Source organism: Streptomyces sp. NPDC001904, from assembly GCF_040297005.1.
GTDB lineage: Bacteria > Actinomycetota > Actinomycetes > Streptomycetales > Streptomycetaceae > Streptomyces.
Genome location: NZ_JBEOYI010000004.1, coordinates 249,461 through 265,364, shown reverse-complemented (window position 1 = coordinate 265,364; position 15,904 = coordinate 249,461). Strand labels below are relative to the sequence as shown.

At 70.3% G+C, this 15,904-nt stretch carries 16 protein-coding genes and 1 pseudogene; 1 reads left to right on the top strand and 16 read right to left on the bottom strand.

All coding sequences use genetic code 11. The annotated features are described in order from the left end of the window. Nucleotides 1-247 precede the first annotated feature (247 nt). The 12 genes from ABT127_RS08275 to ABT127_RS08220 form a co-directional block, all read right to left on the bottom strand. Nucleotides 248-3,055 carry a DEAD/DEAH box helicase gene (locus ABT127_RS08275; protein WP_351445874.1) on the bottom strand — a complete coding sequence of 936 codons (2,808 nt, stop codon included), beginning with the start codon at nucleotides 3,053-3,055 and terminating at the stop codon, nucleotides 248-250. Nucleotides 3,056-3,098: 43 nt separating this feature from the next. Beyond that, on the bottom strand, nucleotides 3,099-3,989 hold the full coding sequence (locus ABT127_RS08270; RefSeq protein WP_351445872.1) for a diacylglycerol kinase: 891 nt from the start codon (nucleotides 3,987-3,989) through the stop codon (nucleotides 3,099-3,101). 42 nt (nucleotides 3,990-4,031) lie between these two features. After that, the gene (tatC, locus tag ABT127_RS08265) at nucleotides 4,032-4,982 is read right to left on the bottom strand and encodes a twin-arginine translocase subunit TatC (protein WP_351445870.1); all 951 of its coding nucleotides are present in this window, start codon (nucleotides 4,980-4,982) and stop codon (nucleotides 4,032-4,034) included. Nucleotides 4,983-5,043: 61 nt separating this feature from the next. Beyond that, complete coding sequence (gene tatA / locus ABT127_RS08260) at nucleotides 5,044-5,337, bottom strand: Sec-independent protein translocase subunit TatA (protein ID WP_351445868.1); 294 nt, start codon at nucleotides 5,335-5,337, stop codon at nucleotides 5,044-5,046. Nucleotides 5,338-5,596: 259 nt separating this feature from the next. Then, entirely contained in the window at nucleotides 5,597-5,794 is a 198-nt protein-coding gene (locus ABT127_RS08255; protein ID WP_351445866.1) for a hypothetical protein, read from the bottom strand. A 9-nt stretch (nucleotides 5,795-5,803) separates the two neighbouring features. Further along, entirely contained in the window at nucleotides 5,804-6,073 is a 270-nt protein-coding gene (locus tag ABT127_RS08250) for a CpXC domain-containing protein (protein ID WP_351445864.1), read from the bottom strand. Between the two features lie 76 nt (nucleotides 6,074-6,149). Continuing rightward, nucleotides 6,150-7,106 carry a helix-turn-helix transcriptional regulator gene (locus ABT127_RS08245; RefSeq protein WP_111665795.1) on the bottom strand — a complete coding sequence of 319 codons (957 nt, stop codon included), beginning with the start codon at nucleotides 7,104-7,106 and terminating at the stop codon, nucleotides 6,150-6,152. Nucleotides 7,107-7,123: 17 nt separating this feature from the next. Beyond that, entirely contained in the window at nucleotides 7,124-8,077 is a 954-nt protein-coding gene (locus tag ABT127_RS08240; protein ID WP_351445862.1) for a helix-turn-helix transcriptional regulator, read from the bottom strand. A 162-nt stretch (nucleotides 8,078-8,239) separates the two neighbouring features. Then, nucleotides 8,240-8,614: an FKBP-type peptidyl-prolyl cis-trans isomerase gene (locus tag ABT127_RS08235; RefSeq protein ID WP_351445860.1), complete on the bottom strand. Its 375-nt coding sequence runs from the start codon at nucleotides 8,612-8,614 to the stop codon at nucleotides 8,240-8,242. 61 nt (nucleotides 8,615-8,675) lie between these two features. Next, complete coding sequence (locus tag ABT127_RS08230; protein ID WP_351445858.1) at nucleotides 8,676-9,686, bottom strand: FKBP-type peptidyl-prolyl cis-trans isomerase; 1,011 nt, start codon at nucleotides 9,684-9,686, stop codon at nucleotides 8,676-8,678. Between the two features lie 136 nt (nucleotides 9,687-9,822). Beyond that, complete coding sequence (pafA, locus tag ABT127_RS08225) at nucleotides 9,823-11,184, bottom strand: Pup--protein ligase (protein ID WP_026246688.1); 1,362 nt, start codon at nucleotides 11,182-11,184, stop codon at nucleotides 9,823-9,825. A 9-nt stretch (nucleotides 11,185-11,193) separates the two neighbouring features. Beyond that, nucleotides 11,194-12,453, bottom strand: a complete 1,260-nt coding sequence (locus tag ABT127_RS08220) for an MFS transporter (protein ID WP_351445856.1) — start codon at nucleotides 12,451-12,453, stop codon at nucleotides 11,194-11,196. Nucleotides 12,454-12,604: 151 nt separating this feature from the next. Here ABT127_RS08220 and ABT127_RS08215 point away from each other — a divergent pair, with 151 nt between their 5' ends. Continuing rightward, the gene (locus tag ABT127_RS08215; protein WP_351445854.1) at nucleotides 12,605-13,654 is read left to right on the top strand and encodes a LacI family DNA-binding transcriptional regulator; all 1,050 of its coding nucleotides are present in this window, start codon (nucleotides 12,605-12,607) and stop codon (nucleotides 13,652-13,654) included. 98 nt (nucleotides 13,655-13,752) lie between these two features. Here ABT127_RS08215 and prcA read toward each other — a convergent pair whose 3' ends face one another. From prcA to ABT127_RS08195, 4 genes and pseudogenes are all read right to left on the bottom strand, one after another. Continuing rightward, nucleotides 13,753-14,520, bottom strand: coding sequence for a proteasome subunit alpha (prcA, locus tag ABT127_RS08210; RefSeq protein ID WP_351445852.1), 768 nt, complete (start codon nucleotides 14,518-14,520; stop codon nucleotides 13,753-13,755). Between the two features lie 61 nt (nucleotides 14,521-14,581). Beyond that, nucleotides 14,582-15,427, bottom strand: a complete 846-nt coding sequence (gene prcB, locus ABT127_RS08205) for a proteasome subunit beta (RefSeq protein WP_351445850.1) — start codon at nucleotides 15,425-15,427, stop codon at nucleotides 14,582-14,584. Continuing rightward, nucleotides 15,379-15,558: pseudogene (locus ABT127_RS08200) on the bottom strand (endonuclease domain-containing protein); the annotation flags it as partial. The gene prcB and the pseudogene ABT127_RS08200, both read right to left, overlap by 49 nt. Before the next feature lie 78 nt (nucleotides 15,559-15,636). Beyond that, on the bottom strand, nucleotides 15,637-15,855 hold the full coding sequence (locus tag ABT127_RS08195; protein ID WP_111665804.1) for a ubiquitin-like protein Pup: 219 nt from the start codon (nucleotides 15,853-15,855) through the stop codon (nucleotides 15,637-15,639). Nucleotides 15,856-15,904 lie beyond the last annotated feature (49 nt).

Genomic DNA, 15,904 nt, shown 5'->3' with positions numbered 1-15,904 from the left:
GCGGCCGAATCCCTCTCAACTCGGCGCGCTGCGGGCGAGCTTAGTCGCGCCGGATCATCGCCGGGTCATATTCCGCAAGGGCCTGAAATAAGCTCGCCGGGAGGAATACACTCACCCATTTACACGCTGAGCTTCCGTTCGCACACATGGAGTGAAGGCGTCCGCCCGTCCGAATCGCCCGGCGCCGCACACGGAAGAGGGCGCCGTCCCGCAGGACGGCGCCCTCTTCACACACTCGCTGCGACGCTCACCCGACGGACGAGTACGCCACCACTCCGCGCAGCACCGCGTCCACGGCCTTGCGGGCGTTGCGCGGCACGGTGGAGTCGCCGGTGGGCGCGGCCGCGGCGATCTGCCCCAGCACGTCGATCACCTGCTTGCACCAGCGGACGAAGTCGCCGGCCGGCATCTCCGCCTCCCGCAGCACCTCGTCGAGCCCCTTGCCCGAGGCCCACTGGTAGACGGCCCAGGCGAACCCGAGGTCGGGCTCGCGCTGACCGACCCCCTCCGCCTGATTGATGCGGAAGTCCTCCTCCAGGGCGTCCAGCCGCCCCCAGATCCGCACCATCTCGCCGAGCGCGGCCTTCGCCTTGCCCGAGGGCACCTTGGGCGCGAGCGCGTCGTCGCCGACGCGTGCCTCGAACACCAACGCGGAGACGCATGCGGCGAGTTCGGCCGGGTCGAGGTCTTCCCAGACGCGGTCCCGCAGACACTCACTGGCGAGCAGATCGAGCTCACCGTAGAGCCGCGCGAGCCGCTTGCCGTGCTCGGTGACCTCGTCGCCGCGCAGATAGTCCATCTCGGTCAGCAGCTTCACGATGCGGTCGAAGGTTCGCGCGATCGTGTTCGTCCGGCCCTCGATGCGCCGCTCCAGCTGCACGGTGTCCCGGCGCAGCCGGTGATAGCGCTCGGCCCAGCGCGCGTGGTCCTCCCGCTCGTCGCAGCCGTGGCAGGGGTGGGCGCGCAGCTCGGAGCGGAGCCGGGCGATCTCCCGGTCGTCGGCGGCCGGGGCGCGGCCCTTCCGGTGCCGGTCGGGCACGATGTGCCCGGCCTTGGTCCGCAGCGCCGAGGCGAGGTCCCGCCGCGACTGCGGCGAGCGCGCGTTGAACGACTTCGGGATCCGCATCCGCTCCAGCGCCTCCACCGGCACCGGGAAGTCGATCGAGGCGAGCCGCTTGACCTGGCGCTCGGCGGTGAGCACCAGGGGGCGCGGGCCGTCGTGGTGCTCGAACCCGCGGTGCCCGTTGGACCGGCCGGCCGGCAGGCCCGGGTCGAGCACGAGCGCGAGGCCGGCGAACTTCCCGGTCGGCACGTGGATGATGTCGCCGGGCTTGAGCTTCTCCAGCGCGGCGGCGGCCTGCGCCCGGCGCTGCGCGGCACCCTGCTTGGCCAGCTCGGTCTCCCGGTCCTTGAGGTCGCGCCGCAGCCGCGCGTACTCCTCGAAGTCGCCGAGGTGACAGGTCATCGAGGCCTTGTAGCCCTCAAGTCCCTCCTCGTTCTTCTGCACCTGCCGGGAGATCCCGACGACCGACTTGTCGGCCTGGAACTGCGCGAACGAGGTCTCCAGGAGTTCGCGCGAGCGGTGCCGCCCGAACTGCTCGACCAGGTTGACCGCCATGTTGTACGACGGCTTGAAGCTGGAGCGCAGCGGATAGGTGCGCGTGCCGGCGAGGCCCGCCAGGTGCTCGGGGCTGAAGCCGCGCTGCCACAGCACCACGGCGTGTCCCTCGACGTCGATGCCGCGCCGTCCGGCCCGCCCGGTCAGCTGGGTGTACTCGCCCGGGGTGATGTCGGCGTGCTGCTCGCCGTTCCACTTCACGAGCTTTTCCAGGACCACGGAACGGGCCGGCATGTTGATGCCGAGCGCCAGGGTCTCCGTGGCGAAGACCGCCTTGACCAGGCCGCGCACGAACAGCTCCTCGACGACCTCCTTGAAGGTCGGCAGCATGCCGGCGTGGTGGGCGGCGATCCCCCGCTCGAGCCCTTCGAGCCACTCGTAGTAGCCGAGGACGTGCAGGTCCTCGTCCGGGATGGAGGCGGTGCGCTCCTCGACGATCTCGCGGACGCGGGCCCGCGCGTCCTCGTCGTTCAGCCGCAGGCCCGCGTACAGGCACTGCTGCACGGCGGCCTCGCAGGCCGCCCGGCTGAAGATGAAGGTGATCGCCGGCAGCAGCCCCTCCGAGTCGAGCCGCTCGATGACCTCCGGCCGTCCCGGCGTCCAGATCCGGGAGCGCTGTCTGCGCTCCCGCTCGCGGTCCGCCTCCCGCATGTTCCGTCCGCGCTTGCGGTCCTGGTAGGAGGGGCGGCTGGCCTCCATCCGCGCCATGCGCGTGAGGTCGGGGTTGACGGCCTTCTTGCTGCCCTCGCCCTCCTCGAAGAGGTCGTACATCCGCCGCCCGGCGAGCACGTGCTGGAACAGCGGTACGGGCCGGTGCTCGGAGACGATCACCTCGGTGTCGCCGCGCACGGTGTCGAGCCAGTCGCCGAACTCCTCGGCGTTCGACACCGTCGCCGACAGGGAGACCAGGGTGACCGACTCCTGGAGGTGGATGATCACCTCTTCCCATACGGCGCCGCGGAAGCGGTCCGAGAGGTAGTGCACCTCGTCCATGACCACATAGCCGAGATTGATCAGCGCCTGCGAGCCCGCGTACAGCATGTTCCGCAGCACTTCGGTGGTCATCACGACCACCGGAGCGTCACTGTTCACGCTGTTGTCGCCGGTCAGCAGGCCGACCTTGTCCGCGCCGTAGCGCTTCGCGAGGTCCTGGTACTTCTGGTTCGACAGCGCCTTGATGGGTGTCGTGTAGAAGCACTTCTTGCCCTGCTGGAGGGCGAGGTGCACGGCGAACTCGCCGACGATCGTCTTGCCTGAGCCGGTGGGCGCGGCCACCAGGACACCCTTGCCCGCCTCCAGCGCCTGACACGCCTCGATCTGGAAGGGGTCGAGACCGAAGTCGTACATCTCGCGGAAGGAAGCTAGCGCGGTGGCCTGCTCGACGGCCCGCTTACGGGCTGCCGCGTACCGCTCGGCCGGTGAGAGGTCCTCTGTCATCGTGCATTCGAGCCTACCGGCCACCACCGACAACGGACGATCATTATCCGGCAAGGACCCGCACGGCTCCGGGGACGCACTCGGCGACCAGGGGCAGCCCTCCGACCGGTTCCCCGTCTGCATACGCGGTGATCCCTTCCGCGACCAGCTCGACCCGCGCCGCCCGGTACACGCTGACCACGGGGTGGGTGAGATGGGTGCCCTTGTAGACGCGCGGAAAGACCCGCAACAGCGTCGTACGGGAGCATTCCCCGACCACCGTCACATCGAACAGTCCGTCGTCCATCACGGCGTCGGCGCAGATCCGCATGCCACCGCCGTACGAGGTCCCGTTGCCGACGGCGACGAGGGTGGCGGCGACCTCCCGTACCTCGCCGTCGCCCAGGGTCAGCCGGAACGGCACCGCCTTGAAGGTGGCCAGTTCGGCCACGATCGCCAGGTCGTACTTGAAGCGGCCGAGCGGCAGCCGCATCCGGTTGCCGCGGTCGTTGACCCGGGAGTCGAAGCCGGAGGCGAGCACGGTGCCGAACCAGTGATCGCCGATCCGGCCGAGGTCGATCTCCCGTATCCGCTCCCCCTTCAGCGCGTCCGCGACCAGGGCGCCCGCCACCGCCGGCTCGCGGATCGGCAGTCCGAGGGAGCGCGCGAAGTCGTTTCCGGTGCCGACCGCGACGACGCCGAGCGGCGTCCGGGTCCCGGCGACGGCCTGCAGCGCGAGATTCACCAGGCCGTCCCCGCCGACGGCGACCAGCGCCCCGGTCCCCTCCCGGACGGCGGCACGCGCGCGTGCCAGGGCATCGGGGGCGTCCTCACCGATGACGCTCCGTACGGAGAACCCGGCGGCCCGCAACGCGGAAGCGGCCGGCTGCGCAGCACCTGCGCCCCGGCCGCGTCCCGCGGTGGGATTGACGAAGAGGGTGATCTCACTGCTCACGGCCGGACCTTAACAACCGTCCCGTCGCGAACAGGAGTTACCTCAGGTCACATCGTCGTAACCGTTGACCCGGTCCGTCGTCGTCTGCTCGGGCAGCGGGGTCCGGCTCGCGCTCACGCTCTCGACGTCGCCGACCCGCTCGGGGGTCAGATCGAGGTCGGAGGCCTCGTCGTCGTCGAGATCCGCGTCCGGGTTGTTGCGCCGCCTGCGCCGGTCGTTGAGCAGCGAGAAGATCGTCGCGGCGAAGTACAGCACCCAGATCGGGGCGGCCAGCGCCATCATCGACAGCGGGTCCGTACTGGGCGTGGCAACCGCCGCGAAGACCGTGATGCCCATGATCATCGCCCGCCACCAGCCGAGCATGCGCTTGCCCGTGATGGCCCCGATGAGGTTGAGGAACACCAGCAGCAGCGGCAGCTCGAAGGAGAGGCCGAAGACGATCACCATGCGCGTCACGAGGTCGAGCAGGTCGTCGAGGGGCAACAGGTTGGACGCGTTGCCCGGGGTGAAGCCGATCAGCACCTTCGCCGTGGTGGGCAGCACCGCGTACGCGAAGTAGGCGCCGGCCAGGAACAGCGGGACGCCGGTGCCCACGAACCCGTAGGCGTACTTCTTCTCGTGCTTGTGCAGTCCGGGCGCGATGAAGCCCCACAGCTGGTAGAGCCAGACCGGCGAGGCGAACACGATGCCCGCCATCAGCGAGATCTTCAGGGCCAGCGTGAAGGGGGCCAGCAGACCGTTGATGGTGATTTCCGCGCAGGGCTCTTTCTTCACCTGAGCCAACTGCGAGAACGTCTGCTCACATCCGACCGAGTCGAGAATCGGCTTGGTGATCAGATCGATGATGTCGTCGTAGAAGAACGCGGCGACGATCGTGATGGCGACAACGGCGAGCAGCGCCTTCGCCAGCCGGTTGCGAAGCTCACGCAGGTGATCCGCGAGCGGCATCCGCCCCTCGGGGTCCTTCTCCTGCTGGCGGGCAGTCTTGAGCAACCCACGTCCTCATCTCGTGCGTCAGGCCGCCGAGACGGGGCGGCCTTGGGTCAGCTCTTGATCAGCTCTTCGTCGTGTTGGTCGGCTCGGTCACCGGACGCGAGCTGGTGACGTCGCCGGGCGCGGCCTGGATGGTGCGCGGGGCGGCCTGGCCCTGCTCGTCCTGGGCCGGCGGGTCGGACGGAGCGGCGGCGTTGTTGTTGCCCTCGCTCTTCATCGCCTTGGCCTCGCTCTTGAGGATGCGGGCGGACTTGCCCAGCGAGCGCGCCATGTCCGGAAGCTTCTTCGCGCCGAACAGCAGGATGATGACGACAAGGATCAGGATGATCTCAGGTGCGCCGAGCTTTCCGAACATATCCGTTTACCTTCTCACTGAGGCGGCAGGGGCGGGACTGCCGGGTACCGGTCGGACTTAGGACTGGTGTCCGACCATCGTTCTGGCAGCGATCGTATCCCGTGGGGGTGAACAGGGGGCAATCCCTCTGCGTACTCCCCGTTGCGGCCCGCGCCTCACTCCTGGGTCGCGTTAAGGAGCGTACCCGGCGAACCTGGCCGTTCGACAGGCCACAGGAGTAAAGCGGTTTCCATGGGGACCTTCGCGGTGTTCCGGTGCGTCAGACCGCGTCGCTGCCCGCCCGCGCCGCGCTGACCGCGGCCCGCTCCAGCTCCTCGGCGGCCCGGTTGATCTGCTGTGTGGTGTCCGCGACTTGACGTCCGAGGCGCTCCGCCTCGACGAACACCTTCACCGCGAAGAAGGCGAGCACAGCAAGCCCCACGAAACCCACGGCCACCGACACCATCGCCCAGAACATGCGCCGAGCCTAGACGGTCTGGTGGAGACGGAGGGTGCGCACCCCGCCACCGGTGAGGAGTTCGACGATCCGCTCACCGGCGGGCTTGCGCACCGCGGCCTCGCACTCGGGGCAGGTGAACGAGTAGAAGGTGGTGCGGCGGCTGCCGCCGATCGCCAACCGGATGGCGGACGCGTCGAGTTCGAAGCTGGCGCGGCAGTCCGGGCAGGCGGCGCGGAAGACGACAGCGGCGGGGCCGTCGACCACGGCGGACATCCGGGTGATTTCGGCCATATCCATCGTCCCGGTCATTTCCCCCACCTCGCGCCTTCCATCCGTTCGAGCCGTTCAGGCCGTGCAGGCCGTTCCGAGCGGCTCACGCCGCCCCGTCGTACGCGGCCAGCGCCTCCCGGGCCGCGTCCCGCGCACTGTCCGCGAGCTCGGCGGGGGCCACGATGTGCCCGTCCCGGCCGAGCCGCAGCGCGAGCCGGCGCAGGGACGAGGGGTCCGGCGTACGCAGCGTGATCCGCAGACCACCGTCCGCCAGCTCCTCGGCGCTGTCGTGCGGGTAGTACTCGGCGACCCAGCGCCCGCCGGGCCCGACCTCGACGACGACCTCGGGGTCCTCGGCGGCCGGCTGCACCAGCCCCTCGGACAGGTCCCGGAGCTCGATCTCCGGCGGCGCCGACGCCTCGTCCAGGATCCTGATCTCCGCGACCCGGTCGAGCCGGAAGGTGCGCCGCGCCTCCGACCTGCGGCACCACGCCTCTACGTAGGTGTGGCCGACGGAGACGAGCCGGATCGGGTCGATCTCGCGCTCGGTGACCTCGTCGCGCGCGGGCGAGTAGTAGCGGATCCACAGCCGGCGCCGCTCGGAGATCGCCCGGTCGACGTCGGCGAAGACGCCGCCCTCGGACTCGAAGGTGACGCTGAGCCGCGCGCTGGCACCGGCCACCTCACCGGCCGCCGCCTCCAGCTTCGCGGTCGCCCGCAGCAGGGCGAGCCGGTCGCCCTCGCGCAGCCCGGGCAGCGTGGCCACCGCGCGGGCGGCCACCAGGAGGGCGGTCGCCTCGTCGGCGGAGATCCGCAGCGCGGCGGCGACGTCGTCCGGGTTGTGCCACCAGATGCGGTCGCCGTCGGTGTCGATGTCGAGGAGGTCGCCGCCGCGGAAGCTGGTCCCGCACAGCGGCAGCACGTCCAGGTCGGAGATCAGCTCGTCCTGTGTGATGCCGAAGGCCCGGGCCACGTCCTCCACGCGCGCGCCGGGGCGCTCGCGCAGGTACGTCACCAGGGACAGCATCCGCCGGGTCTGGTCGATGGCGTTGGCAGCCATGGTTCTCCGTACTCCCCTCAGCCCTTGGCCACGGCGCGCAGCCGGTCGACGACGTCGGCCCGCAGCTCCGCCGGCTCCAGCACCACCACGTCAGGACCGAACTCCACGAGCCAGGCGTCGAGCCCGTGCCCGTACGGAATCTCCAGCTCGTCCCAGCCGTCGTCCAGCGCGCGGACGGACGAGGCCTTGGCGCGCAGCGGGTAGCCGGCGCCCGCGCGCAGCCTGATCAGCGCGGAGCGGTCGGCGGTCTCGCCCGCCCAGCCCGCGACGGTCTCGCGGACGGTGACGACGTCCGGCACCGGCGCCTTGAACTGTCCGGCGCGCGAGCGCACCTTGCCGGTGATCCGCGACAGCCGGAAGACCCGCTCGGCCTGCCGGTCGCGGTCCCAGCCCGCGAGGTACCAGTGGCCGCGCCAGCACTCCAGCGCCCACGGCTCGACGTGTCGCTGCTCGGGCCGGGCGGCGGTCGCCTTGCGGTAGTCGAAGACGACGGGGCGCCGGTCACGGCAGGCCAGCATCAGCGGCTCGAAGGACGCCTCGTGCGCGGGGATCCGGGGCTCCAGCGCGCCATGGCTCTCGTACGGGTCCACGTCCTCCGGCATCCCGGCGGCGCGCAGCTTCTGCAGGGCGCCGCTGGCGGCGCCGGCGAGGCGGGCCTGCTGCCACACCTTGGCGGCAAGGCCGAGGGCCGCGGCCTCCTCGGCGTCGAGGGTGACGGGCGGCAGGTGGTTGCTGTCGCGGCGGGCCAGATAGCCGACCTCGCCGTCCAGGTTCTCCACGGTCTCGATGACCAGGCCGAGCTCGCGCAGGTCGTCCTTGTCGCGCTCGAACATCCGGTTGAAGGAGTCGTCGTTGCCGGCTTCCAGGTAGGCCTCGATGGAGCCGCGCAGCTCGCGCTTGCTGAGCGGGCGGCGCGTCCCGAGCAGGCACAGCGCCAGATTCATCAGCCGCTCGGCCTTGGCAATCGCCATCGACGCCCTTTCCCCTGGTGTGTTCCCCGTGGTCCCCGTAAAGCTCCCGACGGACGACCGTACCGCCCCGGGGTGTCGTGGCAAAAGCCAGGGGCAGAGCAAGAGCCCGTGCCATCAGGCACGGGCTCTTCCCTGACCGCTTGTGGTCGTCGGGTGACCGACTCAGACGGCGACCAGGTCGCAGACGAAGATCAGCGTCTCGCCGGGGGCGATCCGGCCGCCGCCGGCGCCACGGTCGCCGTACGCCAGGTGGGCGGGGATGGTCAGCTCGCGACGGCCGCCGACCTTCATGCCCTGGACGCCCTGGTCCCAGCCGGCGATGACCTGGCCGGCACCGAGCTGGAACTGCAGCGGGGTGCCGCGGTTCCAGGAGGCGTCGAACTCCTCGCCGGACGAGAAGGCCACGCCCACGTAGTGGACGGAGACGGTGTCGCCCGCCTTCGCCTCGGCGCCCTCGCCCTCCCAGAGGTCCTTGATCTGGAGGTCCGCCGGGGGCTCGCCTACGGGGAAGTCGACCTCGGGCTTGTCGATGCTCACGTGAATTGCTCCTGCTTGTTGGCTGTTGGGCAACCGGGTCAGTCTGCCATCAGAGGACGGGTCAGTGCGCCGAGAGGATGTCGACCACGAAGACCAGCGTCGAGTTCGCGGGCAGCGTCTTGCCCTGGTCCTTGCTGCCGTAGGCCTGGTCGGCGGGGATCACCAGGAGCACCCGGTCACCGACGTGCTTGCCGACGATGCCGGTGTCCCAGCCCTTGATGACCTGGCCCTGGCCGATGGTCGTCGTGAACGGCTGGCCGCCGCGGTTCCAGGAGGAGTCGAACAGGGCGGCCTTCGCCTTGCCCTCGTTCTGCTTCCACACCGCACCGCTGTACTGCATGTTGACGCTCTGGCCGCTCTTGATCTCGGCGCCCTTGCCCTTGATCAGCACCTGGTCGACGAGCTTCTTCGGCGGGTCGTTCTTCGGCACGGAGATCGTGGCGGGCGCTTCCTCGTCGGCCTTGATCTGCGGCAGGTCCGACGGGATGGCCGCCTGGGTGCCCTCGACCTTCTTGGGCTCCACCTTCTTGACGTCCACGGCGAAGACCAGCGTGTCCTTGGCGTCGACGCCGAACTGCGGGTTGCCCTGGCTGCCGAAGCCCGCGGCCGGCGGGGCCACGACGAGGACGCGGCTGCCCTCCTTCTGGCCCACGACGGCGTCGGAGAACGCCGGGAACTGACCTGCGGCCCCGGCGGTGACGAGCTGGTCGCCGCCGCCCTTCGCGCCGTAGGTGGAGCCGAGGTCCTTGGCGCCCTTCCAGATCTTGCCGGTGTAGTTGAACGACACCAGGTCGTTCTTCTTCACCGTGGCGCCGCTGCCCTCGGAGACCGTGTGCACGACGAACTTGTCGCTGGGGTCGCTCTTGGGCAGCGTGATCGTCGCCGTCTTGCCGTACGCGCCCGAGACCTTCGGCATCGGGTCCGCGGCGTCCACCGGCTTGGGCACGCCGGAGGCCTGCGAGGAGGAGTCCGCCTTGTCCGCGGCGTCCTTCTTGCCGTCGTCGCTGCCGCAGGCGGTCGCGGTCAGCGCCAGTGCCGGCACGATCAGTAGAGCTGCAAGTCGGCGTCGCACAGGGATCCTCAGGTCGCTCGGATACGGTCCGGCCACTGTAGGCCCTCGCTCACCGTTTCAAAGAGCGCGGAAGGGCCTCGTACGAATGATTCGTACGAGGCCCCTGACCGGATCGGCCGTGTGTGCGACGGGTGCCCTACATCCCCGCGATGAGCTTCTCCACCCGGTCGTCCACGCTGCGGAACGGGTCCTTGCACAGCACCGTGCGCTGCGCCTGGTCGTTCAGCTTCAGGTGCACCCAGTCCACCGTGAAGTCACGGCGCTGCTCCTGGGCCCGGCGGATGAAGTCGCCGCGCAGCCTCGCGCGCGTGGTCTGCGGCGGCACCGACTTGCCCTCGAAGATCTTCAGGTCGTTGCAGATCCTCGTGGCCTGGCCCTTCTTCTCCAGGAGGTAGTAGAGCCCACGACGGCGGTGGATGTCGTGGTAGGCGAGGTCGATCTGCGCGACCCTCGGGTGCGACATGGTCATGTTGTGCTTGGCCCGGTACCGCTCGATGAGCTTGTACTTCATGACCCAGTCGATCTCGGTGCCGATGCGGTCGAGGTCCTCCGCCTCGATCGCGTCGAGCGTGCGGCCCCACAGCTCCAGGACCTGGTCGACGGTGCCGGTGCGGATGCCCCGGCGCTCCACGAAGTCGACGGCCTTCTCGTAGTACTCGCGCTGGACCTCCAGGGCGGAGGCCTCGCGGCCACTGGCCAGGCGGACCTTGCGGCGGCCCGTGATGTCGTGGCTGACCTCGCGGATGGCCCGGATCGGGTTCTCCAGGGTCAGGTCGCGCATCACCGTGCCCGCCTCGATCATGCGCAGCACCAGGTCGGTGGCGCCGACCTTGAGGAGCATGGTCGTCTCGGACATGTTCGAGTCGCCGACGATGACGTGCAGCCTGCGGTAGCGCTCGGCGTCCGCGTGCGGCTCGTCGCGGGTGTTGATGATCGGCCGGGAGCGGGTCGTCGCGGAGCTGACGCCCTCCCAGATGTGCTCGGCGCGCTGGCTCACGCAGTACACGGCACCGCGCGGAGTCTGCAGCACCTTGCCCGCGCCGCACAGCAACTGACGCGTGACCAGGAACGGAATGAGGATGTCCGCGAGTCGGGAGAACTCCCCGTGTCGCGCCACCAGGTAATTCTCGTGACAGCCGTAGGAGTTGCCGGCCGAGTCCGTGTTGTTCTTGAACAGGTATACGTCGCCTGCGATGCCCTCCTCGTGCAGACGGCGCTCTGCGTCGACGAGCAAGCCTTCGAGAATGCGCTCGCCTGCCTTGTCGTGGGTGACCAGCTCGGTCACGTTGTCGCATTCGGGAGTTGCGTATTCCGGATGCGATCCCACGTCCAGGTAGAGGCGGGCGCCGTTCCGCAGAAAGACATTGCTGCTGCGGCCCCATGACACGACACGGCGGAAGAGGTACCGCGCCACCTCGTCAGGAGACAGGCGGCGCTGTCCCCTGAACGTGCATGTGACGCCGTACTCGTTCTCCAGCCCGAAAATGCGGCGGTCCATGACTGAACATTACGCCCGATCCCCCGAGCTGAAACGGGGTTCGACGGCACGGTTTGGATCATTTTCCGACGAGACCGCGACACGCCCGGCGGTACGCGGTGCCGCGAGGGCCCCGCCCGTGGCCAGCAGAACGAGCAGCGCCACGGCCCCGGTCACCGCCGGCACGGCGAAGCCCCAGCGGGTGCCGCCCCACTCGACGACCGGCCCCGCGACGGCCGTTCCCACGCTGGCGCCGACCGTGAACGTGGTCACGAGCCAGGAGAACGCCTCCGTCACCGTCCCGCGCGGGGCGTGCCGGTCGACGACGATGAACGCGCACGCGATCGACGGCGCGAGGAAGACGCCCGCCACCGCGCTCAGCGCCACCATCGCCACCGGTCCGGGCATCAGCACCAACGGCACGTAGAACAGGGCGAGCAGGGCCACCAGCCACCGCAGCCTGGCCTCCGGGGCGCCGCTCCACTGCCGGGCGCCGTAGACCGTGCCGCCGACGAGCGCGCCGAGCCCGAGCGCCGCCATCATCCAGCCGTACGTGGCGTCCCCGCCGTTGGCGTCCGCGTAGCTGACTCCGGCAACGGTGATCGACCCGAGCGCGAGTCCGATGAACAGGAACGCGGCGAGCAGCACCAGCAGGCCCGGCGAGCGCAGCGCCCCCAGCCAGTGCGCCTCGCGCGGCGCCGAGCGCCAGGCGCGGGACGGCCGGGACACGACCACCGACAGGGCTCCCAGCACCCCGATCACGTTCAGGACGACCAGGGCCGTCTGCGCCGACCACAGCGACACGCACACCGTCACCAGCAACGGGCCCACGGTGAACATGACTTCCTGGGCGATCGCGTCCATCGCGTACGCCGTGTGCACCTGCTCCTCGCGCGGCAGCACGCTCGGCCACAGCGCCCGCAGACCGCCCTCGAGCGGCGGGGTGAACAGCCCGGCCGCGGCCACGGCCGTGTAGGCGAGCGGCAGCGAGCCGGTCCCGGCGAAGGCGAACACGGCCATGGCCAGCCCGGACAGCACCGCCGCCGGCAGCTGCACCTTCGGCTGGCCGCGCAGGTCCACGAGGCGGCCGAGCACCGGCTGCCCGATCGCGTTCGCCACCCCGTACACCGCGGCCAGGCCGCCCGCCAGGCTGTACGTGCCGCCCTCGTCCCGGACGAACAGCACGATGGCGATCGCCGCCGTGGCATTGGGCAGCCTGCCCACCAGCGTCCCCGTGAGCAGCCGCATCGCGTGCCGCGCCCTGAGGATCTCTGCATAACCCGCGGCCATCGCCCCACCCCGTCCTCGACGTCATCGGCGACGTGTTCGGAAGTGTTACGTATAACGTCGCGCCGTTATACGTACCACGTACGCTGCGACGAGGGCCACCCGATACCGTCGGCAGCCCCGGGACCACGGCACCAGACGCACGGAGGCACCAGTGACCAGCGGCACCGACACGACGGCGGCCGGAGCGGGCCCCGCCCGTCCCACCAGCCGGGACGTGGCGCGGGCGGCCGGCGTCTCACAGGCCGCCGTCTCCCTCGTCATGGGCGACAAATGGCGCGGCCGGGTCGCCGAGACCACCGCCGAGCGCGTCCGGGCCGCCGCGCACCGGCTCGGCTACCGGCCCAACCTCGCGGCCCGCAACCTCCGCCTCGGCCGCACCCGCACCGCGCTCCTCGTCGTCCCCGCGCTCACCAACGAGTTCTTCGCGGGCGTGTACACCGGCGCCGCCCGCGTCGCGGCCCGGCACGACTTCGGCGTGGTCCTCTATCCCTCCCCCGACGGCGTCGGCCCGGCCCGCGATCCCTTCCCCAGCGCCCGCGCCGCCCTCGACGGCATCCTCGCCTCCTCCATGGCCGCCGGCGCCGTCACCGCCCTGCGCGGCGACGACCTCCCGCTCGTCATGCTCGACAGCGACCCGGCGGGCGCCCCCGGCGCGACCACCGTCAACCTCGACCTCGCCGACGGGATGCGCGGGATCTGCGAGCACCTGCTGGCTCATGGTCACCGGCACTTCCTGCATCTCGCCTCGGCGGTCGACTCCTGGACCTTCGACGTCCGCGCCGACGAACTGGCCGCCCGCACCGCCCGGGTGCCCGGCACGACCGTCCGCACGGTGCGCTCCGCGCTCACGGTCGAGGACGCCGTCACGGCGATGGACCGGGCTCTGGGCGACGCGGGTCCCGTCCGCCCCACCGCTGTGGTCTGCGACGACGACAAACTCGCCGCCGGTGCCTACAAGGCCGCCCGCCGTGCGGGCCTGCGCATCCCCGAGGACCTCTCCGTCACCGGCTTCGACGACCTGTCCCTGGCGACGGCGATCGAACCCGAACTCACCACCGTGCGGCTGCCCGCGGAGGCGTTCGGCGAGCGGGGGATGGCGGCGCTCCTCGCCGTGCTCGACGGCCGCACGCCCGAGACCGATCCGCTCCCCGTCGAGCTGGTCGTGCGCGGCTCGACCGGCCCGGCGCCGGCCGGCGCCTGACACACGTGTGCCCCGGCCGGTTGCCGAACCGGCCGGGGCACACACACGACGAGCGACGCGCTCACACGTCCCCGCTCGTCCTTCTCGCTCCGCTCGCGCTACTTGCCGTCGTCGGACGAGCTCTCGTCCGAGACGGCGTCCGACTCCGCCTCCGTGGCGGCGGCACCCTCGGCCGTGAGCAGCCGCGACAGCTGGCGCCCCACGATCCGCTTGAACTTCCGCTGCTGCGGCCGCGTGCGGTCCAGGACCGCCACCTCGAGGCGCTCCGCGGGGATCTCCCGCTCGCTCCCGTTGGTGTCGCGCGACAGCGCCTGCACGGCCAGCTTCAGCGCCTCGGACAGCGTCATGCCGTCCTGGTGCCGCTGGTCGAGGAAGGTGCTGATCTGCTCCGCGTTGCCCCCGACCGCGACCGAGCCGTGCTCGTCGACGATCGAGCCGTCGTGCGGAAGGCGGTAGATCTGGTCGCCCTCGGGGGTCTCCCCCACTTCGGCGACGACCAGCTCCACCTCGTACGGCTTCTCGCCGGCGCTGGAGAAGATGGTGCCCAGCGTCTGCGCGTACACGTTCGCCAGGCCGCGTGCGGTCACGTCGTCGCGGTCGTACGTGTAGCCGCGCAGGTCCGCGTAGCGCACGCCGCCGATCCGCAGATTCTCGTACTCGTTGTACTTGCCGGCGGCCGCGAAGCCGATCCGGTCATAGATCTCGCTGAACTTGTGCAGCGCACGGGACGGGTTCTCGCCGACGAACACGATGCCGTCGGCGTACTGCAGCACGACCAGGCTGCGACCGCGGGCGATGCCCTTGCGCGCGTACTCCGCGCGGTCGGCCATCGCCTGCTGGGGTGAGACATAGAACGGCGTCGACACCGGCTATCCGTCCCTTTCTGTCAGTGACTCAGTGAGTAGGCAGCAACAAAGAGGGGGCGGCTCACAGCAGGGCGGCGCGGGGGCCGTCCGGCTGCTCGAGACGCCGCTCCAGGATCGCCCGGGCGATCTCCGACGACTCGTCGTCGGTGAGCCGGCGGAATCCGTCGTCCGTGATCACTGTGACGATCGGGAAGATCCGCCGCGCCATGTCGGGGCCGCCCGTCGCCGAGTCGTCGTCCGCCGCGTCGTACAGCGCCTGCACGACCAGCGTCGTCGCCTGCTCCTCCGTCAGGTCCTCGCGGTAGAGCTTCTTCATCGCTCCCCGCGCGAACACCGAGCCGGAACCGGTCGCGGCGAATCCGTGCTCCTCGCTGCGGCCACCGGTGACGTCGTACGAGAAGATGCGGCCCCTCTCGCGGTCCACGTCGTACCCCGCGAACAGCGGCACGACGGCGAGCCCCTGCATGGCCATGCCCAGGTTCGACCGGATCATGGTCGACAGCCGGTTGGCCTTGCCCTCCAGCGACAGCTGGGCGCCCTCGACCTTCTCGAAGTGCTCCAGCTCCAGCTGGAAGAGCTTGACCATCTCGACGGCGAGACCGGCGGTGCCGGCGATGCCGACGGCCGAGTACTCGTCGGCCGGGAAGACCTTCTCGATGTCGCGCTGCGCGATGACGTTCCCCATCGTCGCGCGCCGGTCACCGGCGAGCACCACGCCGCCGGGGAAGGTGACGGACACGATGGTCGTGCCGTGCGGGGCCTCGATGACACCCTGCGTCGGCGGCAACTGCCGGTTGCCCGGCAGCATTTCGGGCTGATGCTCGGACAGGAAGTCCATGAAGGACGACGACCCAGGCGTCAGGAAGGCAGCTGGTAGACGCCCGGTGCTACGAGGGTTGGCTTCCACACGTTTCCTTCCAAGTAAGCGGCGAGCCTCCGTGCAGCGTCGGGATCTTCTCCCAACTTGCCGATGGCCGAATTGCAGTTGAAGCACATTACGCCACGGACCCTACCCGTCTTGGGGCGGTGATCCACATGGTCTTTTCGCGGGCGCAGGACGCACGAGAGTCCTGCCGCCCGTCACAGCCATCAGAGGACGTCGATCACATCCGTGGACTACTGTCCACCCTTCTGAACGAAGGAGCGCACGAAGTCCTCGGCGTTCTCCTCCAGGACGTCGTCGATCTCGTCCAGGACCGAGTCGACGTCGTCGCTCAGCTTCTCCTGGCGCTCCTTGAGGTCCTCGGAGGCCTGCGCATCAGTCGCCTGCTCCTCGACCTCCTCGGTGGAACGCGTCGCCTTCTGCTGCCCGCCGCCGGTGTCCTTGGTCGCCATCTCAGCTCACCCCGCTCGGTTCGAGATACAGGTCGTTCGTGATCAGAAC

Excerpts from the sequence above, each read along its gene's own strand:
- ABT127_RS08275 (WP_351445874.1), bottom strand. The coding sequence starts at position 3,055 with ATGACAGAGGACCTCTCACCGGCCGAGCGGTACGCGGCAGCCCGTAAG.
- tatA (WP_351445868.1), bottom strand. The coding sequence starts at position 5,337 with ATGTTCGGAAAGCTCGGCGCACCTGAGATCATCCTGATCCTTGTCGTC.
- ABT127_RS08255 (WP_351445866.1), bottom strand. The coding sequence starts at position 5,794 with ATGTTCTGGGCGATGGTGTCGGTGGCCGTGGGTTTCGTGGGGCTTGCT.
- ABT127_RS08250 (WP_351445864.1), bottom strand. The coding sequence starts at position 6,073 with ATGGATATGGCCGAAATCACCCGGATGTCCGCCGTGGTCGACGGCCCC.
- ABT127_RS08245 (WP_111665795.1), bottom strand. The coding sequence starts at position 7,106 with ATGGCTGCCAACGCCATCGACCAGACCCGGCGGATGCTGTCCCTGGTG.
- ABT127_RS08240 (WP_351445862.1), bottom strand. The coding sequence starts at position 8,077 with ATGGCGATTGCCAAGGCCGAGCGGCTGATGAATCTGGCGCTGTGCCTG.
- pafA (WP_026246688.1), bottom strand. The coding sequence starts at position 11,184 with ATGGACCGCCGCATTTTCGGGCTGGAGAACGAGTACGGCGTCACATGC.
- ABT127_RS08220 (WP_351445856.1), bottom strand. The coding sequence starts at position 12,453 with ATGGCCGCGGGTTATGCAGAGATCCTCAGGGCGCGGCACGCGATGCGG.
- ABT127_RS08195 (WP_111665804.1), bottom strand. The coding sequence starts at position 15,855 with ATGGCGACCAAGGACACCGGCGGCGGGCAGCAGAAGGCGACGCGTTCC.